The following is a 17,400-nucleotide window of genomic DNA, read 5'->3' on the forward strand; positions in this document are numbered from 1 at the left end:
GCACATTACCGAGCCGCCGCAAGCCCGCCATGATCCAGGTCAAGGCTGGCGTGGTTTTACCGCGCAGCGCTGATGCAATCGGGAGGTGGTGATTGAACGAAAATCACAGCACGAGCCGTCTGCTGGTGAGAGACTCTGGCGTCACGGCTCGCCCCCGGTTTCAAGATTCCGATGATTTGAAAGGCGGCGGATCGGAAAACCGAGATTTTTGCGACGAGTTAGACCTATCAACTTTTACCTTGCCGAACGTTGATCGCCTCAAGTCTCTTGGGATAGGCAACAGGGGTCGGTTGCGCGTCGAGCAAGTCGAGGATCAATGCTTCGCCGAGGAGGTGGCCAAAACACCAGCGCTGCCATTGTGGTCCGATGACGATGCGGAGCTGTCGGGGTCAGGCCTCGCGGCTTCTTCAATGGCCCGCCCATCGCGGTCTGAAAGAGCATGTGCGGCCGCGGATCTGAGTAGGACGCAGACTCCGCTACTTCTTTTGAAAGAGCGCGCCTCAGCCGCCGCAGCGGCGTTCAAGCCCGCTCATGCTGTCGACGGTCACATGGCGATTATTCTCGATACGGATTATGCCGTCTGCACGCAATCGTGTCAGCTGTCGACTCACGGTCTCGAATCTCAGTGCCAGGAAATCAGCGATGTCGCCACGCGTCAGCGGCAGATCGAAGCACGCCGACTTGGCCGCAGGATCAACGGTGCGATCGATGCTCCGGGCGATCATAAGGAGAAAGCTCGCCACCTTTTCTGACGCCGTCTTGCGTCCCACAGTTACCATCCATTCGCGGGCTGCGTCGAGTTCGACCAACGCCTGCTTGAATAGGCGACGCTCGAATTCCGGTGCATCCTTCATCATCCGCACGACCGCCGCCTTCGGAAACGAGCACAGGGAGACAACTGTAGCCGCTTCCGCGTTAATCGGGCTGTCCATCTTGAAGGGCCGTCCCAGAAAATCCGGTGCGAACTGGAGGCCCACGATCTGCTGCCGGCCGTCCGAAAGGGTTTTGGTCAGCTTCACCACGCCCGAAAGCACGTTCGAATAGCTGTCGACGGTCTCGGCCTCGCCCACCAGTTTGACCCCAGGCTCGACCTTGTGACGCGATGCGGTCTTGGCGAGCCCGACCAAATGATCTGGGTCGAGTGCACCACAGGGGCCGCGATGCCGTCCCTCGCAGGACAGGCAAAGGACGGGAATACCGGAACTGTGAATGTCCTGCTGTGCTGTCATTGTGATCGCTTTTATTGATCCCAAATGCCGGCAGGATAACAACCGGTGCTAGAAAAATCCTGCGGCAGTTTGTCCATCGCCGAGGGTGACCGAAATCAACGCTTTAGCTGAGCGACACATCCAGTCCGGCGATGCAACCACTGGACCGTGATATGCGATCTGAATGAGCTGCCAAACTTGAGCGGGAACGCCCAGCGATTTGGCTATCCGACCGCATCTCATTTCCATCCGGGCGTCGATGCTGCCGTGTACCGCGGTTGGCTGCAGGCGCTCGGATGCGGGGACGAGTTATCGCCCTGTCATCATATCCCATATTGCGACATATCCCATATTGCGACGGGCTTCGTTGCTTCTGTGCGAGCTATACCAAGCAGACGCGTCGCTACGATCCGGTGGGCGTTGTCTACGATAGCTAAATGCCGAGATCGTCAGCTTCGTCATGACGAATAGCGCCATCGCGGCCTTCGACATGATCATCTTAACCACTTCTGGCGGCACGCTCGGCGTGCTCTATCAATGCTGCCTGACCGTTTACGTCAGGAACAACACGGCGGGTTCGCCGTGGGAGGCAATCGCGATCGCCATTTGTCGAAAGCTGTGACCGCCTAGCGGGAGCAGGACGATCCAGGAGAGTTTCACCGCATCATTTGGGATTACGGGGAAACAGGCGCGCATACCCCTCGCAGCCTCCAATGTTCCCGTCGTACTTGGCGAGCTCGATAATGCCCGAAGATCCAACGATCACGTCAATCTTGCAGTGGTAATCGTAAGTCTCGGTCGCGGTGCCCTCCGACTCGACGTAGACGGGCTGCCCGTTCACGTGGGCTGTACTCGAATTGAATGTTGGCACCGTGTACGAGCCGGTGTCTCGGCTTCGCCAGGTGAACACGCGCTTGCCATCTATCTTGGTCTCGGCATCTGGAAACCCGAGGATTTTGAACGCCGCTCGATACGGCTTCCCCTCCAGCGAGCCAAGGCCCTCATCCATTTTCTCGAACGTCTGGCACCCGGCCGCGGCCGCTAGCGCGACCAACGCGTAGATACTCCGAATTTTCATGTAGCACTCCCGTTCGCCGGTTCAAAACAACCAATGTCAAGCTCGGCGTTGATCCCCGGATTCCCGGCTCAGTTTCGCCACAGCTGGCATTTGGCGAATACAGCGCGGCAAAATCCCGCTCCAGCGCCGCCAACGCCTCGTTCACGATCCCCGCAAGTCTCCGGCCGGTCTACGGCAGGAAGCGTTCCGAATTTCACCAACGGTGAATCACGTCAACAAAACTGCACCTTTCGATCACTCTTTTTAGTTCGAGCTAACGTGTGGGCCCGTCGCGGCCTTGGACCGATAGGCCCGACGCGTCTTGACCCGATGCGGCCCGCTCTTCTATCGGATAGGGAATGGGCCTACGGGCGCGAGCTGGGGCAAAGAGTTGTGTCGGTTCGCGTGGATATACTTGCGGTTGCCCTCGCTCTCGCACCCATGTTCCCCGGAGTGGGCTTCGCTATTGAGAGGAAATCTCGTCGACGAATTCGAAGCGACGGTTTTGACAACGCTCGAACACTTCGAGGACTGTCGGCAGATCTTGATCAAAAAGGCCGTTCACGAGCGCTGCCATCTGGTCGAGAATGTCCCTCGCCGCACCCGGCATGGTCAGCTCGAGTTCGCGAAAATCACGAGTTACCTCGTTACAGCGCCAAATTTCTTCCAAGATCCTTCGATTATGGGAAAGCGCTGCGAGGCGATCGCCGAGATGTTCCTGGAAGATTGCCACTTCAAGAGCAAACTCTTCGACGGGGGGCAGTGTTGCCCCGTTTGACCAGGTCTGAAGGACCCGAGGAATTTCCAGGCCGGAGAGCGTGAAACCGGCAATGTTTTGCCGGACACCGTACTCGAAGATGGCTCGAGCCAATTCGAGCTCGTCTCGAATGGCGTCGGCATTGATGCTTTTGCCCCACTCGTACGATATCGGCATGAAAACCATCCTTGTTGCACGTCGAGTGCTGAAAGCCCACGCTCATTCAACAGTAAAGACATCAACGGCGTCCAGTGCGATAAGGTTCCCTTTTTTGACCAGCGATGGAATGAGGTCACATTTGCGCTGATACTGCCGTTCCAGGTTAGTCACCGCGTCACGAACGTCGCCTCGGGCGAGAAACTGAACTAGCGTTTCCATCCCCGAAGTGATTTCCATGAACCGGTCTTTGTTTTGAAGGTCAAGTTGCCGTATAAATCTGGTCCGATCAGTAAACTCGAGCATCCTGCGCACGAGGAGTTGGTTCTCAGTCAGGCCCGCGATGCGCTCGTATAGCGTTTCAAGCGTGAACGCTGTCTCTTGTGCATGCGCTTCCATCGTTCGTGTCCCAATCGCTTTCTTGTCTAGCAACCGTAACCCTGTCGGAGTGAACCGCTCCACGGCAGATTCGATGCAGAACTTCGCGATCGCCAAGGCCGCTTGGTAGTCGTTCTGCACGTCCCGTATGCTCAAGGCTCGGGTCAGGTAGCTTCTCGTACCGTTCTTGACGATGATCCCGTCATTTGCGAGCAGGATCAGCGCTTCACGGACCGGGGTCGTGCTCACTCCGAAACGCTGGGCGATGCGATTTTGCTCCAAAGGTGTCCGCGGCGGAAGCTTCTGAAAAACGATAAGTGATTTGAGACGTCCGTAGATCTGGCCCGACTTGTTTCCTTGTCCATACTCTGAGCTGAGGGCGTCGGGTTCGTCTGGAGCATACACAGACTCTCCTCCTATGGCCTTGCGTGAAATCCTCGCGATTCTCGGCATATATCACGTCGAATCCCGGATTGGGAATATAAACGGGAATATATTCTCGAATATAGATAGTGTATTTGGGAGGTCAAGGGCTTGTCGCCCGAAATATCAAAATGTATTGCAAAATATATCTCATACTCATGTTGATATCAGATAGAGCTTCTGCTTATGAAAGAGGCATGACAATGCTGAAATGTTCAACAGGCGAAGGGCAGTCCCAGGTAGGAAAGTCGGGGCTGCGGTTGGGGAGATAGGGTCCGCATAGCAGGGGCGACGCTCTCCCTGTGTCCCAAAAGCGCTGGGTCGGCACAAGACTACGGTCTAGCGGGTTCGCCAGTTTCAGCCATGCACCGCTCTTCCGGGACGAAAAGCCCTTCGGTCCCGGCGCAGATTCGATGGCACCTGGGGCAAATCGTTCGGTCAGCGGCCGCGTTTCTGGCTGGCGCTGCGCTGGCACGCCTGAATTGCATGTGGCGTCAACATCGCCGCAGAGGACGTCGTCTCCATGAGCTTTAACGTTATTCGCTGCCCGTAGCGCCTGCCGATCACCTTCCGCCCTTCCATCACTTAGAGAGTGAGGTCCACGATGTCCGAACAACCATTGCCGACGCTGCCGATGTGGCGCGTGGATCACATCGAGCCCTCGCCCGAGATGCTGACGCTATGCGCCAGCGGTCCAATTCACCGCGTGCGCTTCCCGTCCGGGCACGAAGGCTGGTGGGTGACAGGCTATGAGGAGGCCAAGGCGGTGCTGTCCGATCCGGCGTTCCGACCCGCGGGAATGCCGCCGGCAGCGTTCACCCCGGATTCGGTAATTCTCGGTTCGCCGGGGTGGTTAGTCTCGCACGAGGGGGGCGAGCATGCCCGGTTGCGGACCATCGTGGCGCCGGCCTTCAGCAACCGCAGGGTGAAGCTACTCGCGCAGCAGGTTGAAGCGATCGCCGCGCAGTTGTTCGAGACGCTGGCGGCCCAGCCCCAGCCCGCCGACCTGCGGCGCCACCTCTCCTTTCCGCTTCCGGCCATGGTCATCAGCGCTCTGATGGGCGTGCGCTATGAAGATCACACCTTTTTCGCCGCACTGTCCGACGAGGTGATGACGCACCAGCATGAAAGCGGGCCGCGCACTGCGTCGCGCCTGGCCTGGGAAGAACTGCGCGCCTACATTCGCGGCAAGATGCGGGGCAAGCGCCAGGATCCGGGCGACAACCTGCTGACGGATCTGCTCGTGGCGGTCGATCATGGCAAGGCGACCGAACAAGAGGCGATCGGGCTAGCGGCGGGCATGCTGGTGGCGGGACACGAGAGCACGGTCGCGCAGATCGAATTCGGCCTGCTGGCCATGTTCCGCCATCCGCAACAGCGCGAACGCCTGGCCGGCGATCCATCCCTGGTGGACAAGGCGGTGGAGGAAATCCTGCGCATGTACCCGCCCGGCGCGGGCTGGGACGGCATCATGCGCTATCCGAGGACCGACGTGACCATCTCGGGCGTGCATATTCCCGCAGAGAGCAAGGTGCTGGTCGGCCTGCCGGCAACGTCGTTCGACCCGCGCCATTTCGACGACCCGGAGATCTTCGATATCGGACGCGACAAAAATCCGCACCTGGCGTTCTCCCACGGGCCCCACTACTGCATCGGCGTGGCGCTGGCCAGGCTGGAACTCAAGGTGGTGTTCGGTTCGGTCTTCCAGCGCTTTCCCTCGTTGCGCCTGGCCGTGGCGCCCGAAGAACTGAAGTTGCGCAAGGAGATCATCACTGGCGGGTTCGAAGAGCTCCCGGTGCTCTGGTGATGCTCGGATGCCGCCCGTAATCGCGATCTTCTCCGCAATCTGTACGGTGCGCCAGTCAAATCAGCCAGCCAACAGGTAAACAAGATGAACGAGCAAGAAACCACGGCAGCATACCGGGACGCCTTCGCCGAACTGGCGTCGCCAGCCTGCATCCACGACCCGTATCCGTTCATGCGGTGGTTGCGCGAGCACGATCCGGTGCATCGCGCGGCCTCGGGTCTCTTTCTGCTGAGCCGCCACGCCGACATTTACTGGGTGCTCAAGGCCACGGGCGATGCGTTTAGGGGACCGGCGCCGGGCGAATTGGCGCGCTATTTCCCACGTGCGGCGACCAGCCTGTCGCTCAATCTGCTGGCGTCCACGCTGGCGATGACCGACCCACCGACGCATACGCGTCTGCGCCGCCTGATCTCGCGCGATTTCACCATGCGACAGGTCAACAGCCTGCGGCCGAGCATCGCACGCATCGTCGCAGTGCGCCTGGACAGCATGGCGCCCGCACTGGAGCGCGGGGAGGCGGTTGACCTGCATCGGGAATTCGCGCTGGCCTTGCCCATGCTGGTCTTCGCCGAACTGTTCGGCATACCCCAGGACGAGGTGTTCGGGCTCGCCGCCGGCATCGGCGCCATTCTGGAAGGCCTGAGCCCACACGCCAGCGATCCCCAACTCGCCGCGGCGGACGTGGCCAGCGCCAGGGTGCAGGGCTACTTCGGCGACCTCATACAGCGCAAGCGCACCAATCCCCGCCACGACATCGTGTCGATGCTCGTCGGCGCACACGACGACGATGCCGACACGCTGTCGGATGCGGAGTTGATCAGCATGCTTTGGGGCATGCTGCTGGGCGGCTTCGCCACCACCGCCGCGACTATCGACCACGCGATCGTGGCGATGCTGGCGTATCCGGAACAGCGGCACTGGCTGCAGGGCGACGCCGTGGGGGTGGAGGCATTCGTCGAAGAAGTCCTGCGCTGCGACGCCCCCGCAATGTTCAGCTCCATTCCGCGTATTGCCCAGCGCGATATCGAATTGCGCGGCGTGGTGATCCCGAAGAACGCGGACGTGCGCGTGCTGATCGCGGCCGGCAATCGCGACCCGGACGCCTTCGCCGATCCCGATCGCTTCGACCCCGCGCGGTTCTACGGCACCAGTCCTGGCATGTCGACCGACGGGAAGATCATGCTGAGCTTTGGCCACGGCATCCACTTCTGCCTCGGTGCGCAACTGGCCCGCGTGCAGTTGGCCGAGAGCCTGCCGCGGATCCAGGCGCGCTTCCCCACGCTGGCATTGGCCGAGCAGCCGACCCGGGAGCCCTCCGCGTTCCTTAGGACGTTCCGCGCGCTGCCGGTGCGGCTGCATGCGGGGGACTGAGATGCGCGTCGTGGTCGACCAGGATCTGTGCGGAACCACCGGGCAGTGCGTGCTGACGCTGCCGGGCACCTTTCGCCAGCGCGAACCGGACGGTGTGGCCGAGGTGTGCGTGGCGGCGATCCCTCAGGCGCTGCAAGCCGCCGTGCGGCTCGCGGCCAGCCAGTGCCCGGTTGCCGCCATTCGAGTCATCGAAAGCGACGCTAGCGATGACGATCGCGCCAGCGCCCACCCTGCGCCTTCTCCGGCCGAGCCCGAGCGGCATCCACGGAAGACCAACTTAATCCAGGAGCACACGATGGGACGGTTTGAAGGCAAGGTGGCCGTGGTGACCGGCGCCGGCGCCGGCATCGGCAAGGCGTGCGCCCTCGCCATCGCGCGCGAGGGCGGCAGAGTGGTGGTGGCCGACATTGATGCCTCAGCGGTCATCGCCTGCACCGAGCAGATCGGGGCCGAGGCCGGCCAGGCGCTAGCCCTCGCCATGGACATCGCCGATGCTGAGGCCGTGGCAGGGCTGTTCGAGACGGCGGAGCGGCACTTCGGTGGGGTCGACCTTTTGGTGAACAACGCGAGCGCCATGCATCTGACCCCGCGCGACCGCGCGATCGTCGACCTGGATCTGGCGGTCTGGGATCAGACGATGGCGACCAATCTGCGCGGCACGCTGCTCTGCTGCCGGCAGGCCATCCCACGGATGATCGCCCGCGGCGGTGGCGCGATCGTCAACATGTCGTCGTGCCAGGGGCTCAGCGGTGACACCGCGCTGACGTCCTACGCCGCGTCGAAGGCGGCGATGAACATGCTGTCGGCCTCGCTCGCCACCCAGTACGGTCATGCGCAGATCCGCTGCAACGCGGTTGCGCCGGGTCTGATTATGACCGAGCGTCTGCAGGCCAAGCTGGACGAGCGCATGCAATGGCATCTGCGCCGGCACCAGCTCCTGCCGCGCGTCGGCCGCCCTGAGGACGTGGCGGCGCTGGTGGCATTCCTGCTCTCCGACGATGCCGCGTTTATCACGGGCCAGGTCGTGCGCATCGACGGCGGCATGCTGGCGCATGTGCCAACGTACGCGGATGGCGGCAACAGCCGCGTCCCGCGGGCTGCCGACGACACCGCCGAAGCGGCGCGCTGCTGATGGACATGCTGCTCAACCCGCTGAACCGCCGCCACCGGCTGAGGCACGACATCCCGGTCGTGCCCGGCGCTTTCCCCCTGGTCGGGCATCTTCCCGCCATAGTCTGCGACCTGCCGCGCCTGTTGCGGCGCGCAGAACGGGAGCTGGGCAGCCACTTCTGGCTGGATTTCGGTCCTGCCGGACAGCTGATGACCTGCGTGCATCCGGATGCGTTCGCACTGCTTCGGCACAAGGACGTGTCCTCGGCGCTGATGGAAGAGATGGCGCCCGAATTGCTTGCCGGAACGTTGGTCGCCCAGGACGGCGGGGCGCACCGGCAGGCGCGCGATGTGATCAAGGCGGCGTTCCTGCCCAAGGGGCTGACTCAGTCAGGCATCGGCGACCTGTTCGCACCCGTCATCCGAGCGCGGATGCGGGCGTGGCGCGACCGTGGCGTCGTACCCATCCTGCGCGAAACCGCCGACCTGATGCTCAAGCTCATCTTCAGGCTCATGGGAATCCCCGCGCAGGACCTGCCGGGATGGCATCGCAAGTACCAGCAGCTGCTGCAGTTGATCGTCGCGCCCCGGATCGACCTGCCCGGGCTGCCCTTGCGGCGCGGCCGCGCCGCCCGCGACTGGATCGACGCGCAGTTGCGGCAGTTCGTCCGCGATGCGCGCGCGCACGCCGCGCGCACCGGGTTAATCAACGACATGGTGAGCGCCGTCGATCGCCGCGACGATGTCTCCGATGACGTCCTGATCGCCAACATCCGCTTGCTTTTGCTCGGCGGTCACGAGACCACCGCTTCGACGATGGCCTGGACGGTGATCGAGTTGGCGCGACACCCTGAGCTGTGGGACGCCCTGGTCGAGGAGGCAGAACGCGTGGGCGCGGTGCCGACCCGGCACGCGGACCTGGCGCAGTGTCCGGTCGCCGAGGCGCTGTTCCGCGAGACGCTGCGCTTGCATCCGGCGACCACTCTCCTGCCGCGTTGCGCGTTGCAGGAATTGCAAATCGGCCAAAGGCGCATTCCCGCGGGCACCCGTCTGTGCATTCCCCTGCTGCATTTCTCGACCTCCGCGCTGCTGCACGAGGCGCCTGATCAGTTCCGCCTGGCGCGGTGGCTGCAACGCACGGAGCCGATCCGCCCGGTGGACACGCTGCAATTCGGTACCGGCCCACACGTCTGCATCGGGTATCACCTGGTATGGCTGGAAATGGTGCAGTTCAACGTCGCCTTGGCGCTGACCATGCACAGGGCGGGGGTGCGGCCGCGGTTGCTGAGCGATGTCGAAAAAGGCCGGCGGTATTACCCGACAGCACATCCGTCCATGACAATCCGAATCGGATTCTCATGAGCTGGCATCGCATGGCCCGTGGGCGAGACAGCGGCGCCGGCGGCGCGCGGGATTGCTGCACTCGGCGCGCGCGCACGGTGCGACGCCGGCAACACCGCGACGGCTTCCCGCTCGCTGTCAGGTAGAAGGACATGAACATTATGCGGACCGGTTCCACGCCACACGAGGACCGAACTAGCGTGTCCGTGCTCGGCGAATTGGGCGCGCAGGCGGGCGCATCGGGCAGGCTGCTGCCGGAGATCTGGATGCAGGACGGCGCAGAGCGAGTCGAACAGGCGCTGGCGCGTCTTCTCTGCGCCGAAGACGACGGGGAAACCGAGCTGATGGCGGCGATGCGCTACGCCACCTTGCAGGGCGGAAAGCGCACGCGCGCCTTGCTCTGTCTGGCTGCCGGCGCACTGGCCGACACGCCGGCGCATATGCTCGACGACGTTGGCGCCGCTATCGAGATCATGCACGCCTGTACCCTGGTCCACGACGACCTGCCCGCCATGGACGACGACGTGCTTCGCCGCGGTCTTCCGACCGTGCACGTCAAGTTCGGCGAAGCCACTGCGATTCTGGTCGGCGATGCGCTGCAGGCGCACGCCTTCCTGACCCTGGCGAGCCTGGATGCGCCGGGCGACAGCCGTATCGCGCTCGTGCGCGAACTGGCGCAGGCGGTGTCCGCCGAGGGTGCCGCAGGCGGCCAGGCCATGGATATATCGCTGGTCGGAAAGCACGTCGAGCTGGACAGGATCTTGGCGATGCACCGGATGAAGAGCGGAGCGCTAGTGCGCGCGTCCGTACGCATGGGCGCGCTATGCGCCATCGACGAGGATGCCGCTCACGCTGAGCTGTACCGTGCGCTCGATCTCTACAGCGCCTGCTTCGGCCTAGCGTTGCAGGTGGTTGACGACATTCTCGACGCGACAGCCGATACCGCGACGCTGGGCAAGACCTCCGGCAAGGACGCGGCAGCGCAGAAGCCGACCTGCGCGTCGATCATGGGGGTGCAGGCAGCGCACCAGTTCGCTTTGGATCTCTTGCGCGACGCCGGGGAGGCCATCGCCCCATTGGGGCCGCGTGGAGAACGGTTGGCCCAGATGCTGCAGCGGGCCAACGCGTATCTGTTCAAGCACGCGCCACGCGCATGAGGGCGCCCGTTCGCATGAAGTCGCATCTGTGCCGCTGCAATCGGCCGGCAGAGACGCATCCTGCACTGTATCTGAGTCCGCGGCGCCGATCGCGGCCGTTGGCCAGCACGGCCGCGGCGCGCTGCGTGCAAAGCTATGCAGGGACCGGTGGCTGCCCCATCCTGGGTTCTCGTCAATCATCAGCAGAAGGAACATCCCGCGTGAACGCGCTGTCTGAACAGATCCTTTCCGAACTGCGCCACCTGCTGAGCGAGATGAGAGACGGCGGCAGCGTCGGCCCGTCCGTCTACGACACGGCGCGAGCGCTGCAGTTCCGCGGCAACCTCGCCGGCCGGCAGGACGCATACGCGTGGCTGATCGGCCAGCAACAGGCCGATGGCGGATGGGGGAGCGCGGACTTCCCGCTGTTCCGCCATGCGCCCACGTGGGCGGGGTTGCTGGCATTGCAGCGTGCCAGTCGTCTTCGCGGCGCTGCCGACGCAGTCCAGGCTGCAACCCAATTCCTCGAGCGCCAGCCCGATCCCTACGCGCACACGGTTCCGGAAGACGCGCCTGTCGGCGCGGAACTGATCCTGCCACAGTTGTGCGGCGAGGCCGCATCCTTGCTGGGCGGCGTGACTTTTCCGCGCCACCCGGCGCTGTTGCCGTTGCGGCAAGCGCGCTTGGTCAAGCTGGCGGCGGTGGCGACGTTGCCGAGCGGCCATCCGTTGCTGCACTCCTGGGAAGCTTGGGGGACCTCGCCGGCCACCGCATGGCCGGATGACCACGGCAGCATCGGCATCAGTCCGGCGGCCACTGCCGCGTGGCGTGCGCATGCCGTGACGCAGGGGAGCACGCAGCAGGTCGGGCGCGCCGACGCCTATTTGCAGGCGGCATCGCGGGCGACGCGCAGCGGCATCGAAGGTGTCGTTCCCAACGTCTGGCCGATCAATGTGTTCGAGCCATGCTGGTCGCTGTACACCCTGCATCTAGCTGGGCTGTTCGCGCATCCCGCGCTCGCAGAGGCGGTAGGCGCGACCGTCGCGCAGCTCGACGCCCGCCTTGGCATGAGCGGTCTGGGCCCGGCCTTGCACTTCGCGGCCGATGCGGATGACACCGCTGTTGCGTTGTGCGTCCTGCGTCTTGCAGGCCGCGACCCGGCGGTCGATTCGTTGCGCCATTTCGAAATCGGCGAGCTGTTCGCCACTTTCCCCGGCGAGCGCAATGCCTCGGTATCGACCAACATCCATGCCCTGCACGCGTTGCGACTGTTTGGAAAGCCCGCCGCCGGCACCAGCGCCTACGTCGAGGCCAATCGCAACGCGCAGGGTCTATGGGATAATGAGAAATGGCACGTTTCGTGGCTGTATCCCACCGCGCATGCGGTCGCTGCGCTTGCACAAGGCAAGCCTCAGTGGCGCGACGAGCGCGCGCTTGCGGCACTGCTACAGGGGCAGCGCGACGACGGCGGCTGGGGAGCCGGTCGCGCGTCCACGTTCGAGGAAACCGCCTATGCGCTGTTCGCGTTGCACGTGATGGACGGGGGCGAACAGCCGACAAGGCGCCGACACATTGCGCAGGCGGTGGAGCGTGCGCTCAAGTGGATGCTCGCCCGCCATGCCGCGCACGCATTGCCGCAGACGCCGCTATGGATCGGCAAGGAACTGTATTGCCCCACCCGGGTCGTGCGCGTGGCCGAACTCGCCGGGTTGTGGCTGGCGCTTCGTTGGGGAGCGCGCGTTCCGGCCGAGGGAGCAGGGGCAGCGCCATGATCCACACCGAACGCGCGCTACAGCAGGTGCTGGAGTGGGGGCATTCCCTGGCCGGGTTCGCCGACGAGCATGCCGTCGAAGCGGTCAGGGGCGGCCAGTACATCCTGCAAAGCATCCAGCCGAGCCTTCGCGACACCACCGCCCGCACCGGCCGCGATCCGCAGGACGAAACGCTGATCGTGGCGTTCTACCGGGAACTGGCGCTGCTGTTCTGGCTTGACGATTGCAACGACCGTGGCCTGATCGCGCCGGAGCAGCTCGCCGCTGTGGAGCAGGCGCTTGGGCAGGGCGTGCCGTGCGCGCTCCCCGGATTCGAGGGCTGCACTGTGCTGCGCAATTCGCTGGCCACGCTCGCCTATGATCGCCGCGACTATGCTCAGCTCCTCGAACATACCCGGTCCTACTGCGCGGCGCTGCGTGCCGGACACGCGCAGGCGGCAGGGGCGGAACGCTGGTCCTACGCCGAATACCTACACAACGGCATCGATTCGATCGCCTATGCGAACGTGTTCTGTTGCCTGTCCTTGCTGTGGGGCCTGGATATGGCGTCCTTGCGCGCGCATCCCGGGTTTCGTCAGGTCCTGCGGCTCATTTCCTTGATAGGGCGCCTGCAGAACGATCTGCATGGACGCGACAAGGACAGGTCGGCCGACGAGGCTGACAACGCGGCGATCCTGCTGCTGCAGCGCTATCCGGCCATGCCTGCGGTGGAGTTCCTCGAGTACGAGCTGGCCGGCCATACGCGCATGCTGCACCGGGCCATGGCGGAAGAACGATTTCCCGCGCCATGGGGACCGTTAATCGAGGCCATGGCGGCCATACGCGCACAGTATTACCAGACCTCGACCAGCCGCTACCGCAGCGACGCTGCGGGGGGAGGCGTGCGCCGGGCTGAACGCGCGGGAGGGGGCGGCGTGCGCGCGCTGCCGTCCGAGCTGCCCGACGCAACGCCCTCGCCCGATCGGACGGATGACCGGGCATGAGCGACACCGCTCTGAGCCGGCGCAAGGACGACCATCTGGACATCGTGCTGGATCGGCGAACGGCGCCGACCACGGTCGCCGACGGCTGGGAGTACATCCGGTTCGAACACTGCGCATTGCCCGAGTTGGACCTGACGCAGATCGACCTGCGCACCTCGCTGCTGGGCAAGACCATGCGCGCGCCGCTGCTGATCAGCTCCATGACGGGCGGCATGGCACGCGCCGAGGCCATAAACCGGCATCTGAGCGAGGCAGCGCAAGTCTTGGGGATCGCCATGTGCGTCGGTTCGCAGCGCGTGAGCCTGCAATCCCCCAACTCCCAGGGGCTGACGCGCGCGCTGCGCCGCCTGGCCCCAGACATTCCCTTGCTGGCCAATATCGGCGCCGCGCAACTACGCGAGGCTGACGGTCTTGACCTGGCGCGCCGGGCGGTGGATGCGCTGGAAGCAGATGGACTCATCGTCCATCTCAATCCGCTGCAGGAAGCAGTACAGCCGGAGGGCGACCGTGACTGGCGAGGTATCCTGGCGCAGATCTCTCGCGCCGCGCGTAGCCTGGGTGTGCCGATCGTGGCCAAGGAAGTGGGATCTGGCCTGTCCGCCTCGGTGGCCTGTGCGCTCGTCGATGCGGGCGTGGCTGTGATCGACGTCGCCGGCGCCGGCGGGACCAGTTGGGCCGCGGTGGAGGGCGAGCGCGCCCTCGATGCCGCCGACCGTGCAGTGGCGATGGCGTTCGCCGATTGGGGGATTCCGACCCCCGCCGGCTTGCAGGCGGTACGTCGGGCGCTGCCGACTGTGAAGCTGATCGCGTCGGGCGGGATCCGCGACGGCGTCGACGTGGCCAAGGCCATCCGCCTGGGCGCGGACATCGCCGGTCAAGCCGCCGGCGTGCTGCTCGCGGCTACGCTGTCCACCGAGGCGGTTGTCGCGCATTTCGAGGTCGTCATCCGCCAGTTGGCCGTCGCCTGCTTCTGCACCGGATCGGCTGATCTGGCGGCGTTGCGTCAGGCGCGCCTATTACCCTCGGCGGGTCTGCCCAACGGTTGATGCCGGCGTCGGCCGCACCTGACGGGGCGTCTAGAGCGGGATGAGATTAGTTTTGGTCATATCCTGAGTTTTCGAAATAGTGCGAGCACTCTGTAGGTGTGACGCGGTTGAGGGTCTGCCCGATGGCGTCACAAACGGTTTCGACGGTTCGGCTCGCCGCCTTTCTCAACCAGTGCTTGAGCTTTGAGAAGAGCTGCTCGATCGGGTGAGTATTTGGGCAGGAAGAAGAGCCTTGCGCAGGCGGCGCGTATAGCGCGGCCGCAACTGGACGCTTACCGATAATATTAACCTACCGGAGGCTGCTCCGCCAAATTCCAACACGACACGCTACGGCATCCTTTTGGAGTATCGCAATGTTTTTGAAGTCCCCATGGGAACCACGGCTTTCCCCCGCAGGCGGGCCAATCTACCAGCGCCTCGCAGCTGCAATTACGGAGGATATGATCAATGGTAAGATTCCGCCTGGATCTCGTTTGCCACCGCATAGAGACCTCAGTTATCGGTTGGGCGTAGGTCTAGGCACCGTCACGAAAGCGTACGGGTTGCTTGAGCGCCAAGGGCTTGCGAGCTCGGTTCACGGGCGAGGAATGTTTGCTACGACGAAGAGTCTGAACGTCGATGGAATCATTGATCTCAGTCTGAATGTGCCACCCAACGTGATTTCCGAGCGCCTGCTGAGCGGAACACTGCAATCGCTGGCATCATCGATCGATGCAACGACTTTTGGCATGTATGCGCCGTCGCAAGGATTATTGGAGCATCGGATGGCACTTGCTAGCTGGCTTCAGAATTTCTGCGCCTCGGTTGACCCGGAGCGAATGATACTGTGCAGCGGTGGTCAGCATGCAATTTCAACGGTGCTGAAGACTTTAGCTCAATCCCGAATTTTCTTGATTGCTGATGAGCTCCCTTTTCCGGGGCTCATTCGAATTGCAAATTTGCTTAAGATCAAAATCCATGGCGCAAAGACTGATGTGCAAGGCATCTTGCCCGAGGACATCGAGCGGATCGCCCATAGTGTCAATCTGCGCGGAATACACCCCGTTCTATTTGCGAACCCAACGGCACAGAACCCAACCGGCAAGACGATGTCGCGCTCGCGCATTCATGATATAGCAGAGATCTGCAGACGACAACAGATTACCGTTATTGAAGATGACGTCTACGGAGCCTTTGCCGCGCCGGACCGCCTGTGCTTCCTTGATCTTGTGCCGGAACGCACTTACTACGTTAATAGTCTCGCAAAATTGCTGACGCCCGGTTTGCGTCTGGGAGCCTTAATCGCTCCAACAGCACAAGTAGATAGTCTTATACACGTGATTGACGCACAGGGATCGGCTGCTTCCCCCCTCTCCAGTTTTGTCATGCATAAATGGGTGACCGACGGCGTTGCATCTCACATCGCAATGATGGCTCAATCCGAGACGTTTGCTCGCAATGAACTAGCAGCATCGATCTTCGCCCCGACTGCTGACGTCCATATCGGCAATGGTTTTCATATGTTCCTGCGAATGCCATTCCAAAAAGCGGTTTTTCTTGCTGAGCGTGCCCGTGAGGGCGGTATACTAGTGACTGAGCCTGCACAATCTTTGATACCAGAGAGTAATCAAAGCGGAATTCGCCTTTGTTTGGGCGGGGCTCCCCGTGAGCAACTAGATCTAGCACTACAAAAGATTTCAAGTCTTCATGATGAGGCGAACTTAGTGATCACATGAATAAGTTGATACCGGGCGACAAGATTGAAATTCCTTCATCAAGCACGCGCCGAAGCCTGCTGTCAGTCGCCGTAAGGTCACTGGCGGTCCTGGCAACACCCTCCTCAGACAAAGCTGTCTTTGGTTTAGATGGAGCCCATATTGACCCGGCAGTATTCCTTTGGCGAGAATGGAAGGCTCTGTTGCAAACGTTACGAGGGATGTGGCATGGCTTTCCGGTGTTTCGCCGGAGGTTTTCGGATGTTCAAGGGCCGCCATTTTGACCAATCGATCATTCTGTTTGTGCGTCCGCTGGTACCTGGCATACGGCTTGAGCCTACGCGATTAAAGGAAATGATGGCCGAGCGTGGCGTCGGCGTCGACCATTCCACGATCCATCGCTGGGTCGTTCATTTCGCGCCGTTGCTGCTGAAGCGCTGCAACCGGCGCAAGCGTAGCGTCGGCAAATGGCATGTCGACGAAACCTACATCAAGGTCCGCGGGCGGTGGATGTATCTCTATCGCGCCATCGACAGCGTCGGCGACACGGTCGGGTTCTGGTTCAGCGAGCCCCGTGACCTGGCTGCGGCCAAGCGCTTCTTCAGCAAGACGCTGGAACGCCACAGCCGGCCCGATCACGTCGTCATCGACGGCAGCCAGACCAACCACGAGGCGGTCGTTTCCTGCGATGCGACAAGCCGATTGCAGGACCGCTCGCGGCGCTGGTTGAAGCCGCTCGCAATCCGGAAAAGTCGATATTTGAACAATCACATCGAGCAGCACCATCGGCGCATCAAGCGCCGCGTGCGACCGATGCTCGGCTTCAAATCTCCAGCGACCGCCAACATCATCCTGTCCGGCATCGAAATGGTCCACATAATGCGCAAACGACAGGCAAGATACGGCTTCACTCCAGATCCGTCGCTGGCCGAGCAGTTCGACATCCTCGCCGCATAATCAAGCCTATTCTCCCATGGTTCGGCCCTTAAGCCATGCCCGCGAAAGTTTGCAACACAACCCCCCCCCGCAGTACCGTAACCGCTGTTCTCAGGCCACGGCCTTGAGTGGCGCGGGGGCATAGGCCCAGGGCAGCAGGTCGTCGAGCTGGCTTTGCGGATGGCCTGCGACGATGCGGGTGATGACGTCGGCGAGGTAGGCGTA

General features: G+C 62.7%; 15 protein-coding genes and 2 pseudogenes. 12 read left to right on the forward strand and 5 right to left on the reverse strand.

Annotated elements, in window-relative coordinates:
* Nucleotides 1-500: 500 nt before the first annotated feature.
* Nucleotides 501-1,229, reverse strand: coding sequence for a Crp/Fnr family transcriptional regulator (locus tag CKW40_RS37105; protein ID WP_095204635.1), 729 nt, complete (start codon nt 1,227-1,229; stop codon nt 501-503).
* A 439-nt stretch (nt 1,230-1,668) separates the two neighbouring features.
* On the opposite strand from CKW40_RS37105, the gene CKW40_RS44150 reads away from it, so the two are divergent.
* A complete protein-coding gene (locus CKW40_RS44150; protein ID WP_179298250.1) occupies nt 1,669-1,830 on the forward strand; it encodes a hypothetical protein in 162 nt (53 codons plus the stop codon).
* A gap of 42 nt (nt 1,831-1,872) precedes the next feature.
* Here CKW40_RS44150 and CKW40_RS37110 read toward each other — a convergent pair whose 3' ends face one another.
* The 3 genes from CKW40_RS37110 to CKW40_RS37120 all read right to left on the reverse strand — a co-directional run bounded on the left by CKW40_RS37110 (nt 1,873) and on the right by CKW40_RS37120 (nt 3,961).
* Nucleotides 1,873-2,286 (reverse strand): hypothetical protein, encoded by a 414-nt coding sequence (locus tag CKW40_RS37110; protein WP_095204636.1) that lies wholly within the window; start codon nt 2,284-2,286, stop codon nt 1,873-1,875.
* Nucleotides 2,287-2,728: 442 nt separating this feature from the next.
* Nucleotides 2,729-3,199, reverse strand: coding sequence for a hypothetical protein (locus CKW40_RS37115; protein ID WP_143748450.1), 471 nt, complete (start codon nt 3,197-3,199; stop codon nt 2,729-2,731).
* Between the two features lie 42 nt (nt 3,200-3,241).
* Entirely contained in the window at nt 3,242-3,961 is a 720-nt protein-coding gene (locus CKW40_RS37120) for a GntR family transcriptional regulator (RefSeq protein ID WP_179298251.1), read from the reverse strand.
* Nucleotides 3,962-4,583: 622 nt separating this feature from the next.
* Here CKW40_RS37120 and CKW40_RS37125 point away from each other — a divergent pair.
* From CKW40_RS37125 to CKW40_RS37170, 11 genes and pseudogenes are all read left to right on the forward strand, one after another.
* Nucleotides 4,584-5,786 (forward strand): cytochrome P450, encoded by a 1,203-nt coding sequence (locus CKW40_RS37125; protein ID WP_095204639.1) that lies wholly within the window; start codon nt 4,584-4,586, stop codon nt 5,784-5,786.
* A gap of 84 nt (nt 5,787-5,870) precedes the next feature.
* A complete protein-coding gene (locus tag CKW40_RS37130) occupies nt 5,871-7,157 on the forward strand; it encodes a cytochrome P450 (protein WP_095204640.1) in 1,287 nt (428 codons plus the stop codon).
* A 1-nt stretch (nt 7,158) separates the two neighbouring features.
* A pseudogene (locus CKW40_RS45655) lies at nt 7,159-7,284 on the forward strand (ferredoxin); the annotation flags it as partial.
* 168 nt (nt 7,285-7,452) lie between these two features.
* Complete coding sequence (locus CKW40_RS37135) at nt 7,453-8,289, forward strand: SDR family oxidoreductase (RefSeq protein ID WP_342202968.1); 837 nt, start codon at nt 7,453-7,455, stop codon at nt 8,287-8,289.
* Nucleotides 8,289-9,629 (forward strand): cytochrome P450, encoded by a 1,341-nt coding sequence (locus tag CKW40_RS37140; RefSeq protein WP_095204642.1) that lies wholly within the window; start codon nt 8,289-8,291, stop codon nt 9,627-9,629. The genes CKW40_RS37135 and CKW40_RS37140 overlap by 1 nt, the downstream gene beginning before the upstream one ends.
* 140 nt (nt 9,630-9,769) lie before the next feature.
* Entirely contained in the window at nt 9,770-10,765 is a 996-nt protein-coding gene (locus CKW40_RS37145) for a polyprenyl synthetase family protein (protein WP_095204650.1), read from the forward strand.
* A gap of 200 nt (nt 10,766-10,965) precedes the next feature.
* Entirely contained in the window at nt 10,966-12,516 is a 1,551-nt protein-coding gene (locus CKW40_RS37150) for a hypothetical protein (protein WP_095204643.1), read from the forward strand.
* A pseudogene (locus tag CKW40_RS37155) lies at nt 12,513-13,403 on the forward strand (terpene synthase family protein); the annotation flags it as partial. The gene CKW40_RS37150 and the pseudogene CKW40_RS37155, both read left to right, overlap by 4 nt.
* Before the next feature lie 92 nt (nt 13,404-13,495).
* Nucleotides 13,496-14,545, forward strand: a complete 1,050-nt coding sequence (gene fni / locus CKW40_RS37160; protein ID WP_095204644.1) for a type 2 isopentenyl-diphosphate Delta-isomerase — start codon at nt 13,496-13,498, stop codon at nt 14,543-14,545.
* A gap of 353 nt (nt 14,546-14,898) precedes the next feature.
* A complete protein-coding gene (locus tag CKW40_RS37165; RefSeq protein WP_095204645.1) occupies nt 14,899-16,260 on the forward strand; it encodes an aminotransferase-like domain-containing protein in 1,362 nt (453 codons plus the stop codon).
* A gap of 240 nt (nt 16,261-16,500) precedes the next feature.
* Nucleotides 16,501-17,196 (forward strand): IS6 family transposase, encoded by a 696-nt coding sequence (locus CKW40_RS37170; RefSeq protein ID WP_244571443.1) that lies wholly within the window; start codon nt 16,501-16,503, stop codon nt 17,194-17,196.
* Between the two features lie 90 nt (nt 17,197-17,286).
* Here the strand turns inward: CKW40_RS37170 and CKW40_RS37175 are convergent.
* The coding region (locus CKW40_RS37175) for a transposase domain-containing protein (protein WP_143748234.1) at nt 17,287-17,400 on the reverse strand (114 nt) is incomplete at its 5' end.

Source organism: Mesorhizobium carmichaelinearum, assembly GCF_900199455.1.
In the GTDB taxonomy this organism is placed as follows: Bacteria; Pseudomonadota; Alphaproteobacteria; order Rhizobiales; family Rhizobiaceae; genus Mesorhizobium; species Mesorhizobium carmichaelinearum.

What these genes read in the sequence shown, in the direction of transcription:
- CKW40_RS37130 (WP_095204640.1), top strand. Translation starts at nt 5,871, where the DNA reads ATGAACGAGCAAGAAACCACGGCAGCATACCGGGACGCCTTCGCCGAA.
- CKW40_RS37145 (WP_095204650.1), top strand. Translation starts at nt 9,770, where the DNA reads ATGCGGACCGGTTCCACGCCACACGAGGACCGAACTAGCGTGTCCGTG.
- CKW40_RS37105 (WP_095204635.1), bottom strand. Translation starts at nt 1,229, where the DNA reads ATGACAGCACAGCAGGACATTCACAGTTCCGGTATTCCCGTCCTTTGC.
- CKW40_RS37170 (WP_244571443.1), top strand. Translation starts at nt 16,501, where the DNA reads ATGTTCAAGGGCCGCCATTTTGACCAATCGATCATTCTGTTTGTGCGT.
- CKW40_RS37115 (WP_143748450.1), bottom strand. Translation starts at nt 3,199, where the DNA reads ATGCCGATATCGTACGAGTGGGGCAAAAGCATCAATGCCGACGCCATT.
- CKW40_RS37125 (WP_095204639.1), top strand. Translation starts at nt 4,584, where the DNA reads ATGTCCGAACAACCATTGCCGACGCTGCCGATGTGGCGCGTGGATCAC.
- CKW40_RS37165 (WP_095204645.1), top strand. Translation starts at nt 14,899, where the DNA reads ATGTTTTTGAAGTCCCCATGGGAACCACGGCTTTCCCCCGCAGGCGGG.
- fni (WP_095204644.1), top strand. Translation starts at nt 13,496, where the DNA reads ATGAGCGACACCGCTCTGAGCCGGCGCAAGGACGACCATCTGGACATC.
- CKW40_RS37110 (WP_095204636.1), bottom strand. Translation starts at nt 2,286, where the DNA reads ATGAAAATTCGGAGTATCTACGCGTTGGTCGCGCTAGCGGCCGCGGCC.
- CKW40_RS37140 (WP_095204642.1), top strand. Translation starts at nt 8,289, where the DNA reads ATGGACATGCTGCTCAACCCGCTGAACCGCCGCCACCGGCTGAGGCAC.
- CKW40_RS37135 (WP_342202968.1), top strand. Translation starts at nt 7,453, where the DNA reads ATGGGACGGTTTGAAGGCAAGGTGGCCGTGGTGACCGGCGCCGGCGCC.
- CKW40_RS44150 (WP_179298250.1), top strand. Translation starts at nt 1,669, where the DNA reads ATGACGAATAGCGCCATCGCGGCCTTCGACATGATCATCTTAACCACT.